15 protein-coding genes are annotated in these 17192 nt (G+C 48.2%); 11 read left to right on the forward strand and 4 right to left on the reverse strand.

Going from position 1 to position 17192, the window contains the following annotated elements:
* The first annotated feature begins 10 nt into the window (after window positions 1–10).
* Together VSQ32_03895 and VSQ32_03900 are read left to right on the forward strand one after the other, a co-directional pair.
* A complete protein-coding gene (locus tag VSQ32_03895) occupies window positions 11–1666 on the forward strand; it encodes a SpoIIE family protein phosphatase (GenBank protein ID MEH2942017.1) in 1656 nt (551 codons plus the stop codon).
* Between the two features lie 50 nt (window positions 1667–1716).
* The gene (locus tag VSQ32_03900; protein MEH2942018.1) at window positions 1717–2124 is read left to right on the forward strand and encodes an ATP-binding protein; all 408 of its coding nucleotides are present in this window, start codon (window positions 1717–1719) and stop codon (window positions 2122–2124) included.
* Here VSQ32_03900 and VSQ32_03905 read toward each other — a convergent pair.
* Complete coding sequence (locus VSQ32_03905; GenBank protein ID MEH2942019.1) at window positions 2108–2968, reverse strand: MerR family transcriptional regulator; 861 nt, start codon at window positions 2966–2968, stop codon at window positions 2108–2110. The genes VSQ32_03900 and VSQ32_03905 overlap by 17 nt on opposite strands.
* Window positions 2969–3170: 202 nt before the next feature.
* Here VSQ32_03905 and VSQ32_03910 point away from each other — a divergent pair, with 202 nt between their 5' ends.
* The 4 genes from VSQ32_03910 to VSQ32_03925 all read left to right on the forward strand — a co-directional run bounded on the left by VSQ32_03910 (window position 3171) and on the right by VSQ32_03925 (window position 7707).
* Window positions 3171–3725: an SHOCT domain-containing protein gene (locus tag VSQ32_03910; GenBank protein ID MEH2942020.1), complete on the forward strand. Its 555-nt coding sequence runs from the start codon at window positions 3171–3173 to the stop codon at window positions 3723–3725.
* Between the two features lie 21 nt (window positions 3726–3746).
* Window positions 3747–4460 carry a LytTR family DNA-binding domain-containing protein gene (locus tag VSQ32_03915; GenBank protein ID MEH2942021.1) on the forward strand — a complete coding sequence of 238 codons (714 nt, stop codon included), beginning with the start codon at window positions 3747–3749 and terminating at the stop codon, window positions 4458–4460.
* A 161-nt stretch (window positions 4461–4621) separates the two neighbouring features.
* Complete coding sequence (locus VSQ32_03920) at window positions 4622–5302, forward strand: ABC transporter ATP-binding protein (protein ID MEH2942022.1); 681 nt, start codon at window positions 4622–4624, stop codon at window positions 5300–5302.
* Window positions 5299–7707, forward strand: a complete 2409-nt coding sequence (locus tag VSQ32_03925) for an FtsX-like permease family protein (GenBank protein ID MEH2942023.1) — start codon at window positions 5299–5301, stop codon at window positions 7705–7707. The genes VSQ32_03920 and VSQ32_03925 overlap by 4 nt, the downstream gene beginning before the upstream one ends.
* A gap of 49 nt (window positions 7708–7756) precedes the next feature.
* On the opposite strand, the gene VSQ32_03930 is transcribed toward VSQ32_03925, so the two are convergent.
* The 3 genes from VSQ32_03930 to VSQ32_03940 all read right to left on the reverse strand — a co-directional run bounded on the left by VSQ32_03930 (window position 7757) and on the right by VSQ32_03940 (window position 13384).
* Window positions 7757–8644, reverse strand: a complete 888-nt coding sequence (locus tag VSQ32_03930; GenBank protein MEH2942024.1) for a hypothetical protein — start codon at window positions 8642–8644, stop codon at window positions 7757–7759.
* Window positions 8628–10538: an AAA family ATPase gene (locus VSQ32_03935; protein ID MEH2942025.1), complete on the reverse strand. Its 1911-nt coding sequence runs from the start codon at window positions 10536–10538 to the stop codon at window positions 8628–8630. The genes VSQ32_03930 and VSQ32_03935 overlap by 17 nt, the downstream gene beginning before the upstream one ends.
* 107 nt (window positions 10539–10645) lie before the next feature.
* A complete protein-coding gene (locus tag VSQ32_03940; GenBank protein ID MEH2942026.1) occupies window positions 10646–13384 on the reverse strand; it encodes a BTAD domain-containing putative transcriptional regulator in 2739 nt (912 codons plus the stop codon).
* Window positions 13385–13803: 419 nt separating this feature from the next.
* On the opposite strand from VSQ32_03940, the gene VSQ32_03945 reads away from it, so the two are divergent.
* The 5 genes from VSQ32_03945 (at window position 13804) to VSQ32_03965 (ending at window position 17192) form a co-directional block, all read left to right on the forward strand.
* Entirely contained in the window at window positions 13804–15540 is a 1737-nt protein-coding gene (locus VSQ32_03945; GenBank protein MEH2942027.1) for a phage tail sheath family protein, read from the forward strand.
* 54 nt (window positions 15541–15594) lie between these two features.
* Window positions 15595–16020, forward strand: a complete 426-nt coding sequence (locus VSQ32_03950; GenBank protein ID MEH2942028.1) for a phage tail protein — start codon at window positions 15595–15597, stop codon at window positions 16018–16020.
* A gap of 95 nt (window positions 16021–16115) precedes the next feature.
* Window positions 16116–16484, forward strand: a complete 369-nt coding sequence (locus VSQ32_03955) for a phage tail assembly protein (protein ID MEH2942029.1) — start codon at window positions 16116–16118, stop codon at window positions 16482–16484.
* A gap of 2 nt (window positions 16485–16486) precedes the next feature.
* The gene (locus VSQ32_03960; protein ID MEH2942030.1) at window positions 16487–16666 is read left to right on the forward strand and encodes a DUF6760 family protein; all 180 of its coding nucleotides are present in this window, start codon (window positions 16487–16489) and stop codon (window positions 16664–16666) included.
* 85 nt (window positions 16667–16751) lie between these two features.
* Window positions 16752–17192, forward strand: a complete 441-nt coding sequence (locus VSQ32_03965; protein MEH2942031.1) for a phage tail protein — start codon at window positions 16752–16754, stop codon at window positions 17190–17192.

Consider the following 17192-nt stretch of genomic DNA (forward strand, 5'->3'; position numbering starts at 1 on the left):
GGATGTCAGGATGAAAAAATTAAAACTTTTGCCCAAATTTATGATTTCGCTGATTATTATGGGGAGCATTCTGGCAGTCAGCATTTCGATGTTCAGTTATTTTGTATCAAAAAGTTATTTTGAAGAAATGTATGCTTACCGGGTGGTCAATGGCAGCAGAACCATTGCGCGAATACTTTCTCCGGAAGATGTGAGGGCTGTGCTTGGAGAGGGCGGTGACAATACAGCCGCATATCAGGAAATGTATGACATGATGAATGAGCTGAAAAAGGACGGCGGAATTACTTTTTTGTCCCTGGTGGTGCCTCATGAGGAAAGCGTGACTTTTTATATTGACGCCTGTGTGGAGAGCATGGGGGACGATAAGGCAAATCAGATTCCCTGGGGCACGGAGATTCTGTATGAGGATGCGGCCAGAGACAGGGAAGAACTGCAGAAATATTATCAGAACCGGGAACTGTACAGTCAGAATACCGGCACCCTGGAACCTCAGGTGACGGATAATCAGTATGGATACAATTATACGGCGGCCTGGCCCGTTTTGGATGAAAATGGAAATGCCATTGCCCAAATCCAGTATATTCTTGATATGCAGGCAGTCCGGGATCACCTGAATTCCATTCTGCGTACCATGTTCGGAATTTCTGCCGGGATAATGCTGGCGGCCATTCTGTGCTATATTGTGCTTGTTCAGAGAAACCTGCTGGCTCCTGTGGGAAAGCTGGTGAAATTTACAGACCAGATTACGTCCAGCGGCAACTTTCACGGGCAGGCCATCGGGCTGTCTACCGGAGATGAGATTGAGGATCTGGCAAATTCCTTTAACTATATGCTGGAAGAACTGGACAGGTATATTGATAATCTGGCGAAGGTAACGTCGGAAAAGGAGCGGATTGGGGCGGAACTGTCGGTGGCCACCCATATTCAGTCTTCCATGCTGCCCTGCATTTTCCCTGCATTTCCGGACCGGAAAGAATTTGATATTTATGCCACCATGGATCCGGCAAAGGAAGTGGGAGGCGATTTTTATGATTTCTTTATGGTGGATGAAAGGCATATTGCAGTGGTGGTGGCAGATGTATCAGGGAAAGGGGTTCCGGCCGCATTGTTTATGGTAATCGGCAAAACATTGCTGAAAGACCATACCCGGCCGGGGGTTTCTCTTGGAACCGTATTTTCGGAAGTGAACAATCTGCTCTGCAGTTCCAACAGTGAAGGGATGTTTATCACAGCCTTTGAAGGGGTGCTGGATCTGGTGACCGGGGAATTCTGTTATGTCAATGCAGGGCACGAAGTTCCTTATCTCTGCCGGAAGGGAGAGGATTTTGTACCGTACCGGGTGCGTCCCGGATTTGTCCTTGCGGGAATGGAAGATATCCGGTACCGGGAAGGAAGTTTGCAGCTGGAACCGGGAGACAGTATTTTCCTGTATACCGACGGGATACCGGAAGCTACAGACGGGAAGAACGAAATGTATGGAAGCACCCGTCTTACGGATATCCTGAACAGCCACAGGGATAAGGCGCCGGGAGATTTGCTGCCGGAAATAAAAAGGGATGTGGAACAGTTTGTAAAAGACGCCCCTCAGTTTGATGATATTACCATGCTGTGCCTGGAGTACAGAGAATCCATGGAGCAAAAGCCGGATACCTCGCATGGGGGCTGAAAGGGCAGTTATCTTAAAAGGTGGGAAGACGGGAGAGGAAAAGAATGAATATGCAGGAACTTCATGTGGATGCAACCATAGAAAATATCGGGAAGGTGACGGAGTTTGTGGACAGCCGGCTGGAAGAACTGGGCTGTCCGCTGAAAGCACAGATGCAGATTGACATTGCCATTGACGAGCTGTTTGGGAATATTGCCCATTATGCCTATAACCCGGATGTGGGACCGGCCACGGTACGGGTGGAGGTGACAGAGGAGCCTGTGGCAGTGATTATCACATTTATTGACCAGGGAGTGCCCTACGACCCTCTGGCAAAAGCAGACCCGGATGTGGGCCTGTCGCTGGAGGAACGTGAGGCAGGAGGCCTTGGGATTTTCATGGTAAAGAAAACCATGGACGAGATTTCTTATGAGTACCGGGAGGGTCAGAATATTCTGAAAATTAAAAAGAGGTTTTAATGGAATGGTTTACTACATGATTGGCCTGCTGCAGTTTCTCATGATAATGCCGGTAAGATGCGCTTAACCGGCACATGGCAGGAATAAATACATCGTTATATCCGCTGGAAGCAGTGAACTGCCGCAATGCCTGCTCCAGACGGTAAGCGGGCGTTGCCTGATATGCCTCCGATTCTTTCAACGCCAGATAATGCGCAATCTCTTTCCGGTGCTCCGCCATATACGTTTCGGGGTCCCGGATGGCTGCGTCTGTAGCGGCAGATATCTTTTCTGCAAAAGTTTCATCAAAATGCGAGAAAGTCTCATCCAGATATTCCTGTAATTCATCCGGAAGGTTGAGCCGGGCATTGTCCAGGAATGTAAGAACAGTGTCAAAGGCTTCCTGCTGTTCCACTGTTTCAATGGTGTGGTTCAGATACGGTGCAAAGTGGAGGGAGACAAATCTTCCATAACTGCCGGGGAAGAACGTTTTCAGACGTTCCAGGACAGACTGTTTATGTTCAAGCTGCTGCAACCGTCTGTGGGCCAGTTCCCAGTCCTGCGTTTCGGAAAGCTCCTGAATCAGTTTCTGTTTTTCTGACAGAAGTGAAAGCTCCGCTTTCTTTTTTTCTGAAATTTCCCGCAGTTCTTTTTCCGACTGTCCTGACAGAATGGCATGGATAGCGGGGACGGGAATTTCCAGACGTCTCAAAACGGAAATTTTTTTCAGCCGGATGATGTCGTCCTCTGAAAAATCCCGATAACCGTTTTCCTGAATCGCCGGGGAAATAAGCCCCTGTTCCATATAATATTCCACAGCTTTTCTGGTCAGAGAAGACTTCTGACATGCTTCATGGATTAACATAAGCTGCACCTCCGGTTAAAATTTTGAATTGCAGGTGAATTTCTGCAAAGAATTATGTTGTTGCTTAACTGTATCATAAACCCGTCCCTGGGGGTGCAGTCAACAGGTTTCGGAAAAAGATTGTCTTTTGCTCAATATTCGGGTAAAATAGTGGTATAACCAGTCTGTGACAAGCAGGGAGATTGAACAGGAGGAAACTTATATGCGTGAAGATATTAATGCATGTCTGGAAAAATTTAATATTAAAACCTTTGGAAATAAAAAGAATATTGAGCGAGCAGAGAGTATGCTGTGGCCAGATGAAAAAGTTTTGTATATAACACCTGCAAATGCAGTGATTTACAGTGTAAATGTTAGAAAAAAAGATAAATTGCCGGGAATTTTCACAGTGACGGACAGAAGGATACTGTTTTCCTTTAAAGCCGGTTTTACGGAAATGGACGAGAGCTTTGGCCTGGAAGAAGTAGAAGCGGTTAATTCTTCAGGCAATGGAATGACAGGCGGGCATATTACTGTTCATACAAAAGTAAAGACCATTGACGTTTCTGTCACCAGTAAGAAAGAGATATTGAAGGAAATACAGAATCTTATTACTGTAGCGGTAAATGCCCGTAAGAATAATGCTGAAATATTCCCTTCGGACAGCCGGGAGGATGACAGTCTTGAACAATTGGAAAAACTGCATAATTTTCTGGAGCGTGGTATTATTACAAAGGAAGAATTTGAAATTAAAAAAAGGCAACTGCTGGGATTGTAAAATACCAGGATATGAAAAGTTATGTATAAAATAGCCATTTGTGACGACGAAGATACACTGATTGAAGAACTGAAAGAGAATCTGGAGCGGTACGGCTCAGAGACAGACAGAGAATTCTGTTTTTTTGCTTACCATGACGGAAGCGAACTGCTGGAGTCGTACCAGCCGGATTATGACCTGATATTTATGGATATAAAAATGGAAAAGCTCAACGGCCTGAAGACTGCGGATGAGATACGCAGGATGGACAGTTCGGTGGGCCTTATTTTTCTTACTTCGCTGAAACAGTATGTATGGAAAGGTTATGAATACAATGCGGTGAATTATCTGGTGAAGCCAGTAAAATACGGAGTGCTGAAGATTGAGCTTGACCGTTACTTTGCCCGGTATCGGGGAAAAGACGAGCCATATCTGAACTTTGCAAATGAGAATGGCAGATACCGGGTACTGTACAAAAATATATCTTATGCCGAGACGGAAAAGCGCAATGTACTGCTGCATTTTGAGGGACAGAAACAGGTTATTTATAAGAATATGAAGGAGATATCCGCACTGCTCTGCGGACAGCCTCAGTTTGTGCAGTGCCATCAGAGCTTTGTGGTGAATATGTCTTTTATCAGAGGGGTGGAAAAGCTGGAAGCGATTCTGACTACGGGAGAGCGGATTCCGGTCAGCCAGCCCAGGCGGAAGGCTTTTATGAGAGAGATAACTGATTACTGGGGAGATATACTGTAATGAAAGATTATCTTTCCCTCAATATGTGGAATTTATCATAATTTTTATGAAGGAGTAACAGAATCTGCGTTTTGGGTGTTAGAATCTGCGCCCTCCCTTGTATTGCGGTTCAGATGAGATATGATATGCATAATAGTGTGGAAAAGTAAGGAGGAAATACCATGACTATTTTAAAAGCATCTCATCTGAAAAAATATTACGGCAGAGACGAAAGCCTTGTAAAGGCTCTGGATGATGTAAACGTATCTGTGGAGCAGGGCCGGTTTGTGGCTGTCGTCGGCACATCGGGCAGCGGAAAATCCACATTGCTGAATATGCTGGGCGGTCTGGACATTCCGGATTCCGGCAGTGTGGAGATGGAAGACAGGGCCATGGAAACGTTGACAGAAGAACAGCTTACGGTGTTCCGGCGCAGACGTATCGGGTTTATTTTTCAGAATTATAATCTCATTCCCTGGCTTACGGTGTATGAGAATATTGTGCTGCCTGTCCGTCTGGACGGGAAGACGGAAGATGTGGAATTTCTCAGAGAAATCCTTCAGTTTCTGGAGTTGGAAGGGAAAGAGGCCGGTTATCCCGCCCATCTCTCCGGCGGCCAGCAGCAGCGCGTGGCCATTGCCCGCGCATTGATTACAAAACCGGCGATTATTCTTGCTGACGAGCCCACCGGAAATCTGGACAGCCGCAATGGAGAAAAAGTCATTGATTTGCTGAAGACGACAGGGGAAAAATTTAACCAGACCATTGTTATGATTACCCATAACCAGGAAATTGCCGCAAAAGCAGACGTGAGAATCCGTATGGAGGACGGGAAAGTACAGGTACAGGGGGAAGAATCATGAGAAGCAGAAAAGTAACGGCAGACATGATTTCCCTTATGTCCAGGCAGAGTCTGAAATCAGGACGTATGCGGAATATTTTTGTGATGATTACCATTGTTCTGGCTTCCGCCCTTCTGACTGTAATTCTGATGTTTGCGGCAGGACGGAACCGGCAGGAGAAGAACCGTCTGTCCCACAGCTATCAGGCAGGCTATTATGAACTTACGCCGGAGCAGGCGGAGCGCCTGAAAAAAGATGAGCGCATTGCTTTTCAGATACAGGTAAAGTCGGGGATTCTTTCTGAGATGGACGGGTTTGACCTGAGGCCTTATTATGTAAGCCGGCTTTCGGAGGAAATCCGGGTTGCAGAGCTGGAAGAAGGCAGAATGCCCGAAAATGAAAAAGAAATCGCTGTACAGAGACCGTTGCTGGAAAAGATGGGCGCAGAACCGGCGGCGGGCAGCAGCGTTACTTTTACATTTTATGACGGGAACAGGAAAACTTTTACGGTATCAGGGATTTTGAAGGGCGGCGGCAATGCAAAACAGTTTTCCATATTTTTTTCAGAAAGCTATGCCGAGCGGGGCAGCCAGCTAAAAGATATGTCGTATGAAACATACGTAAAGCTGCGTGATACAGCATATGCTTCAGCCGGAGAGTTCAAAGAAACCGTTTACGCAATCGGCCGGGCTGCGGGAATTGAGAGAAAGTATGTGAATCCTTCAAAGGCCTTTGCAGATTCTCTTTCGGTGGACACACAGTCTGTTATGATTTACGGTCTTGTGGGCATGGTGATTCTGCTGGCCTGCGTTCTGGTGATTTACGGTGTATTTTATCTGTCCGTTATCGGAAGAATTCATCAGTTCGGCCAGCTTCGCACCATCGGCATGACCAGGAAACAAATCCGGAAATTCGTGCCCCGCGAAGGTATTATTCTGTTTCTTCGTGCCGCACCCATTGGGATTCTGGCAGGAGGAATTGCAGGATATTTTATTATTCCGGACGGGTTTTCCATATTCAGCACCCTCTGGATTATCCTCCTGGTATTTTTGATAATTTACGGAATTACCATGAGCTCCGTGCACAGGCCGGCCCGTATGGCGGCGTCGATTTCTCCCATAGAAGCCCTCCGCTATGTGCCTCAGGACGGAATGAAGAAGGCCGGAAATAAAAAAACATGCCGCAGGCTGACGCCCTTTGGACTGGGTGTTATGAATTTTACCAAAAACAGGAGAAAGGCGGCTGTTACCATGATGTCTCTGGCTCTGGGAGGCATTCTTTTTATGACGGCAGCAACGTATCTGTCTTCCTTTGACCGGGAGAACTATGCAAGGCAGGGATATTTTACAGATGCGGAATTTCATATTTTTTACTCCGGGACGGCTGCAGAACTGCATGAATACGGTATAAGCGGCCTGCAGGCAGAAGATTTGCTTGGGGATGAAATGACAGAAGATATTCTGGCTCTGGACGGGGTAAAGAAGGTGCGGGAAATCCGGGAACCGGGGGTCGCTTATGATTATCCTGAAAAAAACGAATACGGAGACAGAAATGGGATTTATCCTCTGACCGGCGAAGAAATGAAAGGGCTGGACAGGTATCTGGAGTCCGGGTGTGTGGATGAGGAAAAACTGTTCAGCGGTGATTCTGTTCTTGTGACAGGAAATGATGTTGCGGAAGAAATTTTTGGCTGGAGATTTGAGGTGGGAGACAGCATTGTGTTTCACTATTATGACGGCAGCAAAATGGCGGAAAAAGAGGTTGACGTACTTGGTATTCTGGATGACCGGTATTTGCTGGACCACAGTGAAATGGAAGGGTGGTTTCTCATGCCGGAACAGGCAGTCCAGGACTTTTTGCCCTGCGGCAGCTTAAATGCCCGTCTGCTGGTGTCTGTGGAAGACGTACAGGAGGAAGCTGTGGGAGAGAAGCTGTCGGCCATGGTGGGAGAACATCCAGAATTAGATCTGGAAACCCTTGCAGACCGCAGGACTGCGGACGCCCAGGCCTTAAACGGGATTTTCGGAACGATCAGCGGTCTGTCCGGGTTCATTATGATGTTCAGCATTTTAAGTATGATGAACACGCTGATTACCAATATTGTTACCCGCAAACAGGAGCTTGCCATGCTGGAATCCATCGGCATGAGCAAAAGCCAGATACGGAAAATGCTCCTGGGAGAAAGCCTGCTGCTGGCAGGCATTACAGTTGGAGTTACCATGACCCTTGGAGTGGGGTGCGGCTATGGACTCAGCAATCTGCTGTATGACCGGGGCGCATATTATATGAAATTTCAGTTTCCGGTGTTTTTCACCTGTGCTTATGTATGGGTGCTGATACTGGTACCGCTGCTGATTACTCTGATATCCATGCACATTTTTGCAAAAGAAGCATTGGTGGAACGACTGCGGGGAATGGAAAACTGAGCTGTAGAAAGAAAGGCCTGGAACAGAAACGTAAAACGGAGAGGAACCCTCAGGATGTTCCTTCTCCGTTTTCTTCCGTCTGTTCCTGTTCTGTCTCCCCGGCAGTCCCTGCAGTTCCGTTTTCCTGCTGCCGCAGTCTTCGCAGAATGCTGTCGTCATGGCGATTTTTTTCGGTTTTTTGTGGTACCTGGGATTCTGCCATGGAGGGGGCGGAGCCGGTGTTCTGGTCTTTCCTGGTACGCTGATTTAACATGAGCTTCAAATCACCCAGAAGCTGCCGTTCTCTGGCTTTTTTCCGGAGAAGCCGGCCGTTGAGTTCGTCGATACGGTGGCTGATATGGCCGGTTTCTTCCGGCAGAAATTCCTTTTGTCCGGCCTGTAAATATTCTTTCTGTTTTGTCCGCAGCACATCCAGTTCTTTCTGTTCCGGTTCCTGGTCCAGAAATCCGAAAACATCCTGTAGCGTCCGGTGGTTCTGCCGGTGCAGAAGCTGTTTCATGCATTCCAGAAAATCCCCGCCCTTCTTTGCTCCGTCCAGATCATAAAACAGCGCCTGGCTGCGCAGGGGGACTTCGGAGGAAAACAGCATCTGTTTATCTCCGTGAAGGATTCGTTTCATGGAGCTGCGTTCCAGATGTTTTTCCTTTTCTGAATGCAGGGGAGTGCCGGGGGCTTCAAAGGCTTCCAGAGAGAGTCCTTCCCGCTCATGGCCCCGTTTTTTTTCCCGTTTCAGAAATTGCAGGGTTCCGTAGGAATTTCTCACGCCGGTAGTTTTCCCGGAGGTTTCCCGGACAGGTTTCCGGAGGTTTTCCCGGACAGGCCTTCCGGAGAGATTTTCTTTCCGGGGCTGTTCTTTTGTATGGGTTTCCCGGTGCAGGAGGGCCTGTCCCGATTCCCAGCGAGGTTTTTTACGTTCTTCTTCAAAATAAGTGGCCATATTCTCCATACTCCTCACGACTGAGTTTTTTACCGCTTTTTTCCAGCTCATGACTGAGCCCTTTCAGAATTAATTGCATGTCCAGCAGAGGCGGCCGGGTTTCTGCCGCCAGAAAACTGGCATAAATCAGTGCGTTTTTAATCATGCTTCCGGTGATTTCAAACTGTCCGGCCAGAAAGTCAAAATCAATTTCATCGGATACCGGGAGTCTGGAAGGAATCATGGACTGCCACATTCTGCGCCGCAGGCCCGCGTCGGGCAGGGGAAAATTTATGATATCGCTGATTCTGCGGCGGAATGCACTGTCAAAGTTCTGAAGGTAATTGGTGGCCAGAATGCTCACTCCTTCGTATTCCTCCATTTTCTGCAGCAGGAATGCAATTTCCATATTACTGTATTTGTCATTGGATTCTTTGATTTCCGTTCGTTTGGAAAAGAGTACGTCCGCCTCGTCGAAAAAGAGGATGGCCATGCTTTTTTCCGCTTCTCCGAAAATCCGGTTCAGTTTTTTTTCTGTTTCTCCGATGTATTTATCCACAACTGCGGGCAGTTCCACCCGGTACAGTTCCATGTTCAGTTCGGCGGCCATTACCTGGGCGGCCATGGTTTTTCCGGTTCCCGGAGGCCCGGCAAAAATCATGGAAACGCCGTTGCCGTAGGCAGATTTTTCCAGAAATCCCCATTCTTCGAATACCAGCTTCTGATTGCGTACCCGCCGGATAATATGGAGCAGTTTCTGTTTCGGCAGTTCCGGCAGAATCAGGTCTTCCATCCGGTAAAGGCTTTGGATTCGGGAGGCATATTTGTCCAGTGAATGAGAAGAAACGCCGGGTACGGCCTGTCTGAGATGTTCGTCGGTAAGGAAGGCAGTGCCGTCCCGCAGGGCGTAGGCACTGGCAAGCTCCAGAATATCCCGCATTCTGCCTGGCAGAAAATTGTATCTTCCAAGGAAGTCAAGCCTTGTTTCTTCCCGCTCCCATTGATAAGAGCAGGTGAGAGCTTCAAAAAGCGCTCTGTCCTTAAGTACCTTCCGGGTGGAGATGGAGAAAGGCAGATATTGCCGCCGGGCAAATTCCTGGCGGGGAAGTTCCGGCCGGATGCCCAGAAGGAAAATGGTTTCTTCTTCCTCCAGCCAGTACAAAAGAGGCGTCAGATCTTCTTCTGTTTCCGGCAGTTCCACTGCGAACATGGCATGGTTCAGAAGACACTCAATCTGCATTTCCCGGAGCTGGCTTTCGCTCTGCAGCAGCTCATAGGAAATAACAGCCAGGCTCATATGGAGACGGTCGGCCAGATAAGCGTAATTCAGCTTTCGTCCGCTGCCCTTCGCGCCCTGCAGGTATACCAGTTTTTTTCCCGGAACCTGAGAAAGGCAGGCTTCGATTTGAGGATACAGACGGATATCTGTCCCCAGACAGGGCAGGCGTTCTTCTGTCCGGCGGTACCAGTTCAGACCGGGCAGATACCGGGGCCGGGGCAGTACGCCCTGCAAAAAAAGAAAAATCCGGGGTTCCAGGAACAGCCCCGGTTCGCCCGTTTCGTCCGGTTCCCGCCGAAAGAGCACGGGAGCGGACTGGTAGTACAAATCCATACCGGAAGAAAGTGATTCCTCTTTTTCCAGGAAACGGTTCCATATGGTGGGAGTAAGGCAGCCTTTGCGGAGTCCGCTGTACAGCGCCGCCGCCAGCAGCAGCATTTCTTCCTGTGACAGATGTGATGAAAGGGCAAGGTAGAGAAAGGGAGAAAATACATCCTGCCCTGTGCTTTCCACAGACTTCTGAAGGAGGATGTGAAATGCTTCTTCCGGATGAAAATCCGGCTGCTGTTCCCAGGCCTTTCTTCCCCAGTATATTAAATCATTTAAAAATTCCTGATATGTATGATAATTGTCCATAGAGTCTTTCCTGTTTTCTGCGGATTCCGGATAGTTGCGGGGCGTGGGCCTGTCTGCGGGTTCCGGATGGTTGCGGGGCATGGGCCTGTCTGACCTTTCCGGGACAGTTACGGGGCAGCGGACTGACCGATAATTTCACGGAAAGTTCTGGAGAAATCCAGCTCCAGATCATCCCGGTACAGTTTCTGCATTCTGTCATACTGCTGTTTTGCTTCTGACTGTCTGCCGCTTTTGTACAGACAGAAGACAAGCTGCGATACTGCTTCTTCATTATAAGGATCGGCTTCCAGTATACGGCGGAAGAAAGGAAGAGCCTCTTCCGGATGATTTTCAAGGGTTTTGCCGGAGGCTCCGGATTTCAGTACCGTGAGGTACTGATGTTCCAGTTCCTTTGCCATGCCATAGGACCAGAGGTAACCGCTGCCTCCCATGTAACTTCCGGGATACAGCTCCATAATCCGCTCTGGATGTTTTTGGCAGGCAGTCTCATCTTTGAAAAATAACGTCAGTGCTTCCAGATCTGAATCCACAAGCTGCATGTTCAGAGAGTATTTCTTTTTTTCATAGGAAATCAGTTCTTCCAGCCCCTCCTGAGAAAATGCCTGACGGATGCTGTAAAGGGTGGTGTGAAACAGTGCAATGGCGCTTTTTTTGCCGGCTTCCGGCCATAAAAGTTCAATCAGTACTTCTCTGGAAACACTGCCGCCCTGCAGGTGGAACAGATAGGCGAACAGCTCCCGGGCTTTTTTTGTTCTCCATTTCAGGGGCTGACCTTCTGAGCCGGGAAGGAATACCAGGAAACCGTCCAGACACCGGATTTTGATTTTTCCGGATATTTTCTGCTCCGGAGCAGCGTCCGTTTCCTGCCGGGAAGGGATGTGATGGCGCGTATCGGAAGTATTTCTGCGGATGGAGTGGATTTCGTTTATAATCTGCCGGTGTTTCGGTGTAAAGTCCAGATTCCGGATGTGATTATTATTTAAAAATGTGCTGCCGCTGCGGGACTGCTCCATGGCCTTGCGGTAATCGCCGGCATCCCAGGATAAGACAGCCAGGATTTCCCAGGCAACGGCCGTCTGAATGGTTTCACAGGCGGAATTTGTAAGGATTTCTCTGGCGGTCTGTCCTGCGGTTTCATAGTCGGCAGCCTGGTATGCATGTTTTAATTCTTCCGCCAGAATACAGTTCCGCAGAAGGAATCCTTCCGGAATGTGTTCTAACCGGATACCGGGGAAAGAAAAGGGGGATTCTGTTCGGTGGTTCAGCAGAGGAATTACCTGTTTTGCAGCAGACAGAAAGGTGTTTTTCCGAAATTGAGCGCCCTGACCTGTCCAGGAGGAAAGAAGCAGGGCGGCGTCCTCTAACTGATGCAGGCAGCATTTTATTTTAAGCTGCTCCGTACAGACAGCTTCTGTGGTTTCGTTCCAGCAGGTTTCACGGTCTTCCTGAGCCTGGGCCATGTACCTGTCCGCTTCTTCCAGTTCTCCGGTTTTTCGTTTTGCCGCCGCCTGGAACAGCAGAACACGTTTGTAATCCCGCAGGCGCCCTTCTTCCTGAAACATGGTTCCGGCCTGCTCCATCTGACGGTATGCCTCAGAAGTATGGCCCAGGGCCATCAGATATTTTCCGTAAATAAACCTTGTTTTTGAAGTCAGTATGCAGTGCTCGGCTTCCAGAAATCCGAACCAGCGTTCCAGGGTGGCATAGAGTCTGTCTTCTAACATGGAATCGCCGGAAACTTCCAGAACTGCCTGGACAATCTGGTCTGCCCTGCCCCGGCAGGCGTATTCCGCAGCCTGGATTTTTTCGTTGGTTTTCAGGAGAAAATAAGCGGCGGTGCGCAGGGTTTCCTGCTGTTCCTCCAATGTTGTCTGTGACAGCAGAAACTGCTGGAAAATAGAATGATAGCGGTACAGGCATCCGTCTCCCAGCGTCTGTACAAACAGTTTTTCATTTGCCAGGTACCGCAGCATACCTTCAGAATTATAGATATCTGCCACCCGGTTGCAGACAGCGGGAGTCATATAGTCCAGGACAGCTGTCTTCTTCAGAAAAGTCTGAATATTATAGGGCAGCATATGATATACCTTTGTCATGAAATAATCGGAGACTTCCAGATTTTCGCAGATTTCCTTCAAAATATCCAGGGTGGTGCTTTTTATCTGACGCTGAATCTGCAGCATAATCCGGGCAATGCCTACGGGCCATCCTTCCGTGCAGTCGTAAATCAGGCTGGCACACTGACGGGTATTTTCGCCCATATCTCCCAGCAGGAGCATAATCTCCTCCTGTGTGAATTTCAGTTCCTCCGTTCCGATGCAGACGGCTCGTCCGGAACTGATATATTTATCAAAAAATAGCGGGAGAGAACGTTTTTCCACAATAAAAAGACGGATTTTCCTGTCCATGGTTTCCATCAGAATATCCAGAAGGTTAAAGATATCCGGGTTGCTGATTTCCTGAAAATCATCGAAAACCACATTCAGGAAGCTGATACGGGTATCCAGCCATATGACAAGCTGTTCCATCAGAATATCAATATCTTCCGGAAGCGGAACGGAAACCATGAAATCTTCGCCGGAATCTTCCAGCGCATTCTGAACAGATTTTGTGAAATTCTGAATAAAAGACATCAGATCATTGTCCGTATCGCTGATACTGTACCAGGCGCTTTGCTCCGGAGAATGATGTATGTAATTGGCCAGTATCTGTGTCTTTCCGTAACCGGCGCCGGCATTGAGCAGGATGATATGTTCCTGCAGAGATGAGAGAAGGGTGTCTGCTGTGCGTTCCGTATATCCTTTGTCTACATTTGGTATCTGGATTTTACTGTTTTCGTTCCTCATTTTGCCGCATCCTTTTGTATACAAATATAAAAAGCGCTGTGAACGCCTGTAAATTTTCCTGTTTCAGAATATCATACAGGAAATAAAACAGACTTTGCAGGCGTTTTTCATACATTGCATTTTTTCCGGTATGATTTGCGGATGCCCGGCAACAGACCGGAAATACCACTTTTATTTTATCTGTTTTTGATGAAATTTGGAACTGCCCCAACGGGTAGTTTCCGATGAAAAAAGGAACTGTCAGAAAAATTTTCCCGAATTGTTCAGAATTTTGTTTAGTGGCATGTTTTATAATCAAACAAGATTAAGGTGGCGGGAGCATACATTGCCGCCTTAACGTTAAGTTACAGAACGATGAGTTTTTACAAGGAAAGGAGGTAGCCGGCATTAGCGGTAAATGCTGCTGGTGTTGGGAGATTATGGCTGAATATTTATCACCAGGCGTATATGTAGAGGAATTTGATTCAGGCGGAAAGCCAATGGAAGGCGTTGGTACAAGTACAGCCGGCTTTATCGGCCTTGCGGAGAGAGGGCCGGCAGAAGGCGTTCCTCAGCTTGTTACCAATTTTGCAGATTTTAAGAGGAAGTTCGGCGGATATCTTTCTGAAAATGAGTTTGGGGAATATCGGTTTTTATCCTATGCAGTGGAACACTTTTTTGTAAACGGAGGTTCCCGCTGTTATATTTCCCGCGTGGCCCCCGGCGACGCAAAGGCTGCACAGGCCAGAGTTCCGGCTCAGGACACGGTACTTCGGGTACGTGCGAAGAATCCCGGACTGTGGGGAAACAGCATGAGCATTGTGGTAACTCCGGCAAGCAAGGCAAAGACCCAGATTCTGGAGGAACTTCAGACTGCCGACGGCAAACAGTATTCGGTAAAGAATTCCGCAGGTTTCCACGAGGGCGATGTGGTTGTATACAAAGACATGACCAATGTGGTGTACAACCGTGTGGTTAAGAGCCAGGACAATATTGTCGTATTTGAAAAGGAATTTGAACAGGATGTGGTGGATAAGAACCTGCTGCCGTCCAAAGTGATTTCCACCTGTGAATTCAATCTGGAAGTGAAGTATGACGACATTGTGGAATTCTATGAAAATCTCTCCTTCAATGTGTCTATTCCCAATTATGTGGAGAAGAAGACGGCAAAGTCTGACCTTATTGAAGTAAAGTATGTGGGAAGCGCCAAAAGCGAAGCGGTGGCTCCTTTTGACGAAATTGCCGGAGAGGACCCGGAGAAGGCATTCTGCGTGGTTGCTCTGAAAGGCGGAAGCAACGGTTCCGTATCCAATATCAGCGCCGCAGATTTTATCGGCGTGGACAAGGGCGCCGGAAAACGTACCGGAATTCAGGCATTTCTGGATAATGACAATGTGTCCATTATGGCTGTGCCCGGCGTTGTGGACCCCAACGTACAGTTAATGCTGGTGGCTCACTGCGAGAACCTTGCCAGCCGTTTTGCGGTACTGGATATGCCCAGAAATGCAAAGAAAATGGATGATATCATTGCCCACAGGGAAATTGTGGACAGCAATTATGCAGCCATGTATCATCCCTGGCTGGAAGTGTTTGACCCGCTGGACAAGAAGAATATGGCAATTCCGCCCTCCGGTTCCGTTATCGGAATATATGCACGCAGCGACAACACCAGAGGCGTACATAAGGCTCCGGCCAATGAAACGGTACGGGCATGTGTGGGACTGGACTGCCAGTTTAACAAGGGCGAGCAGGATATTCTGAATCCGAAAGGGGTCAACCTGATTCGTTCTTTCCCAGGACAGGGTATCCGTTTATGGGGTGCGCGTACAGCCAGCAGCGACGGAAGCTGGAAATACATTAACGTGCGCCGGCTGTTTATCTTTATTGAAGAAAGCATTAAGGCCAATACCAACTGGGCGGTATTTGAGCCCAACGACGAGGTATTGTGGGTACGGGTGAAACGGACCATTGATGTGTTCCTGACAGGGCTCTGGAGAGGCGGCGCTCTTGCAGGCTCAGCGCCTTCGGAAGCATTTTTCGTCAACTGCGGCAGAAATACCATGAGCCAGGATGATATTGACAACGGAAGGCTGGTATGCGTCATCGGCATTGCACCGGTAAAACCTGCGGAATTTGTAATCTTCCGGATTTCACAGAAAACAGGTGATTCCGTATAAGGATAAAACATTTCTCTGAAATGAAATGAATTTGGAAAGGAGCGTTGTGAGGAGATGGCAAGTACTCCATATGGAAAGTTTAGATATAAGGTGGAAATAGACGGTCTGGAGGCCGGCGGTTTTTCCGAGGCATCCGGGTTCGACGCGTCAATTGACGTCATTGAGTATCGCGAGGGCGATATGGTGCAGACGCCCATGAAACTTCCCGGACTGAAAAAATACGGGAATATTACCCTGAAGAAGGGCGTTGCGGATTCCATGGTAATGTATGAGTGGATGATTGCAGGTGTGGAAGGCGAAGTGGAGCGCAAGACGATTACCATTACGATTCTGGATGAAACGGAAACAGCTACCGCTTCCTGGCAGGTAATCAACGCATGGCCTGCAAAATACACAGCACCGGATTTCAGTGCGACAACTTCTGATGTTGCCATTGAGTCCCTTGAAATTGCCCATGAGGGAATGACCAGAGTTTCGTAAAAATTATGATACGGTGTTATGACTGACAGGTTACATAAATACGTGCTCCGGGCATGGAAACTGTCCGGAGCAGACAGGAAAGCAAAGGTAAAAACATGTTTGAGACAGAATTTTCTTTTGTCCTGCCCAAAGGTTATGTGGACAGGGATGGAAATCTCCATCGGGAAGGGCGGATGCGGCTGGCTACGGCGGCAGATGAAATCATACCCCTGCGGGATCCAAGAGTACAGCAGAATCCGGGGTATCTGGTAATTATTCTGCTTTCCCGCGTAATTACCAGCCTGGGAACCATGCCTGCAGTGGACACGAAAGTAATCGAGGGGCTGTATACGCCGGATCTGGCGTATCTGCAGGATTTGTATGAAAGGGTAAATCAGGCGGAAGTGCCTGTATACCGTACCGTCTGCCCCCATTGCGGGGAGGAAATTACTGTACCTGTAAATTTTATGGAAGCCGGGCTGTAAATGTGTATCCGGCGGACCGAATTTATGAGGAGGCGGCCTTTATCGCCTATTATGTGCACTGGAGCCGGGAGGATGTTCTGGGCCTTACCCACCGGGAAAGGCTCCGCTGGTGCCGGGAGATATCGGAGATTAACAGAAAAGTCAGCCATGAACAGCCGGAAGATGATATTTTCCGGATATAGGCGAATCTGCAACAGTTCAGACAGGTCTGCGCTTTTACTGCGCTGACCGTAAGAAAACGTAAAACGGGTACAGAGGTGAAAAGAGATGGCAGTGCAGGACAATCTTGCAAAACGTACTAAATTTAAAGTGATATTGAATGGAATGCCTCTGGGATTTTCCAAAGTATCTAATATATCTGCCACCATGGAATTTGAAACGGTGACAGAGGGCGGGGTAAATGACCGGGTGCATTACCTGCCGAAGCCGCGTCAGTCCATGGATAAACTGGTTCTGGAATACGGCATTGCCAGCGGGGAACTGACCCGTACCACCCTGACAGCCGGGTATGAACTGAAAAAGGGAATTGTCATTATGGTTATGCCGGAGTCAGGCATGATTCCCACAGCCACTTACGAGGCAAAGTGGGGTATTGTTACCAAATGGGAAATTGACACGCTGGACGCTACCAGCAGCGGCCTGCTGATTAAAAAAGTGGAAATTTCACATAACGGATTATCGGAAACCATCAATAAGATTGGATTTTAA

It is taken from the genome of Lachnospiraceae bacterium JLR.KK002, assembly GCA_036941025.1.
Taxonomy (GTDB): Bacteria; Bacillota; Clostridia; order Lachnospirales; family Lachnospiraceae; genus Petralouisia.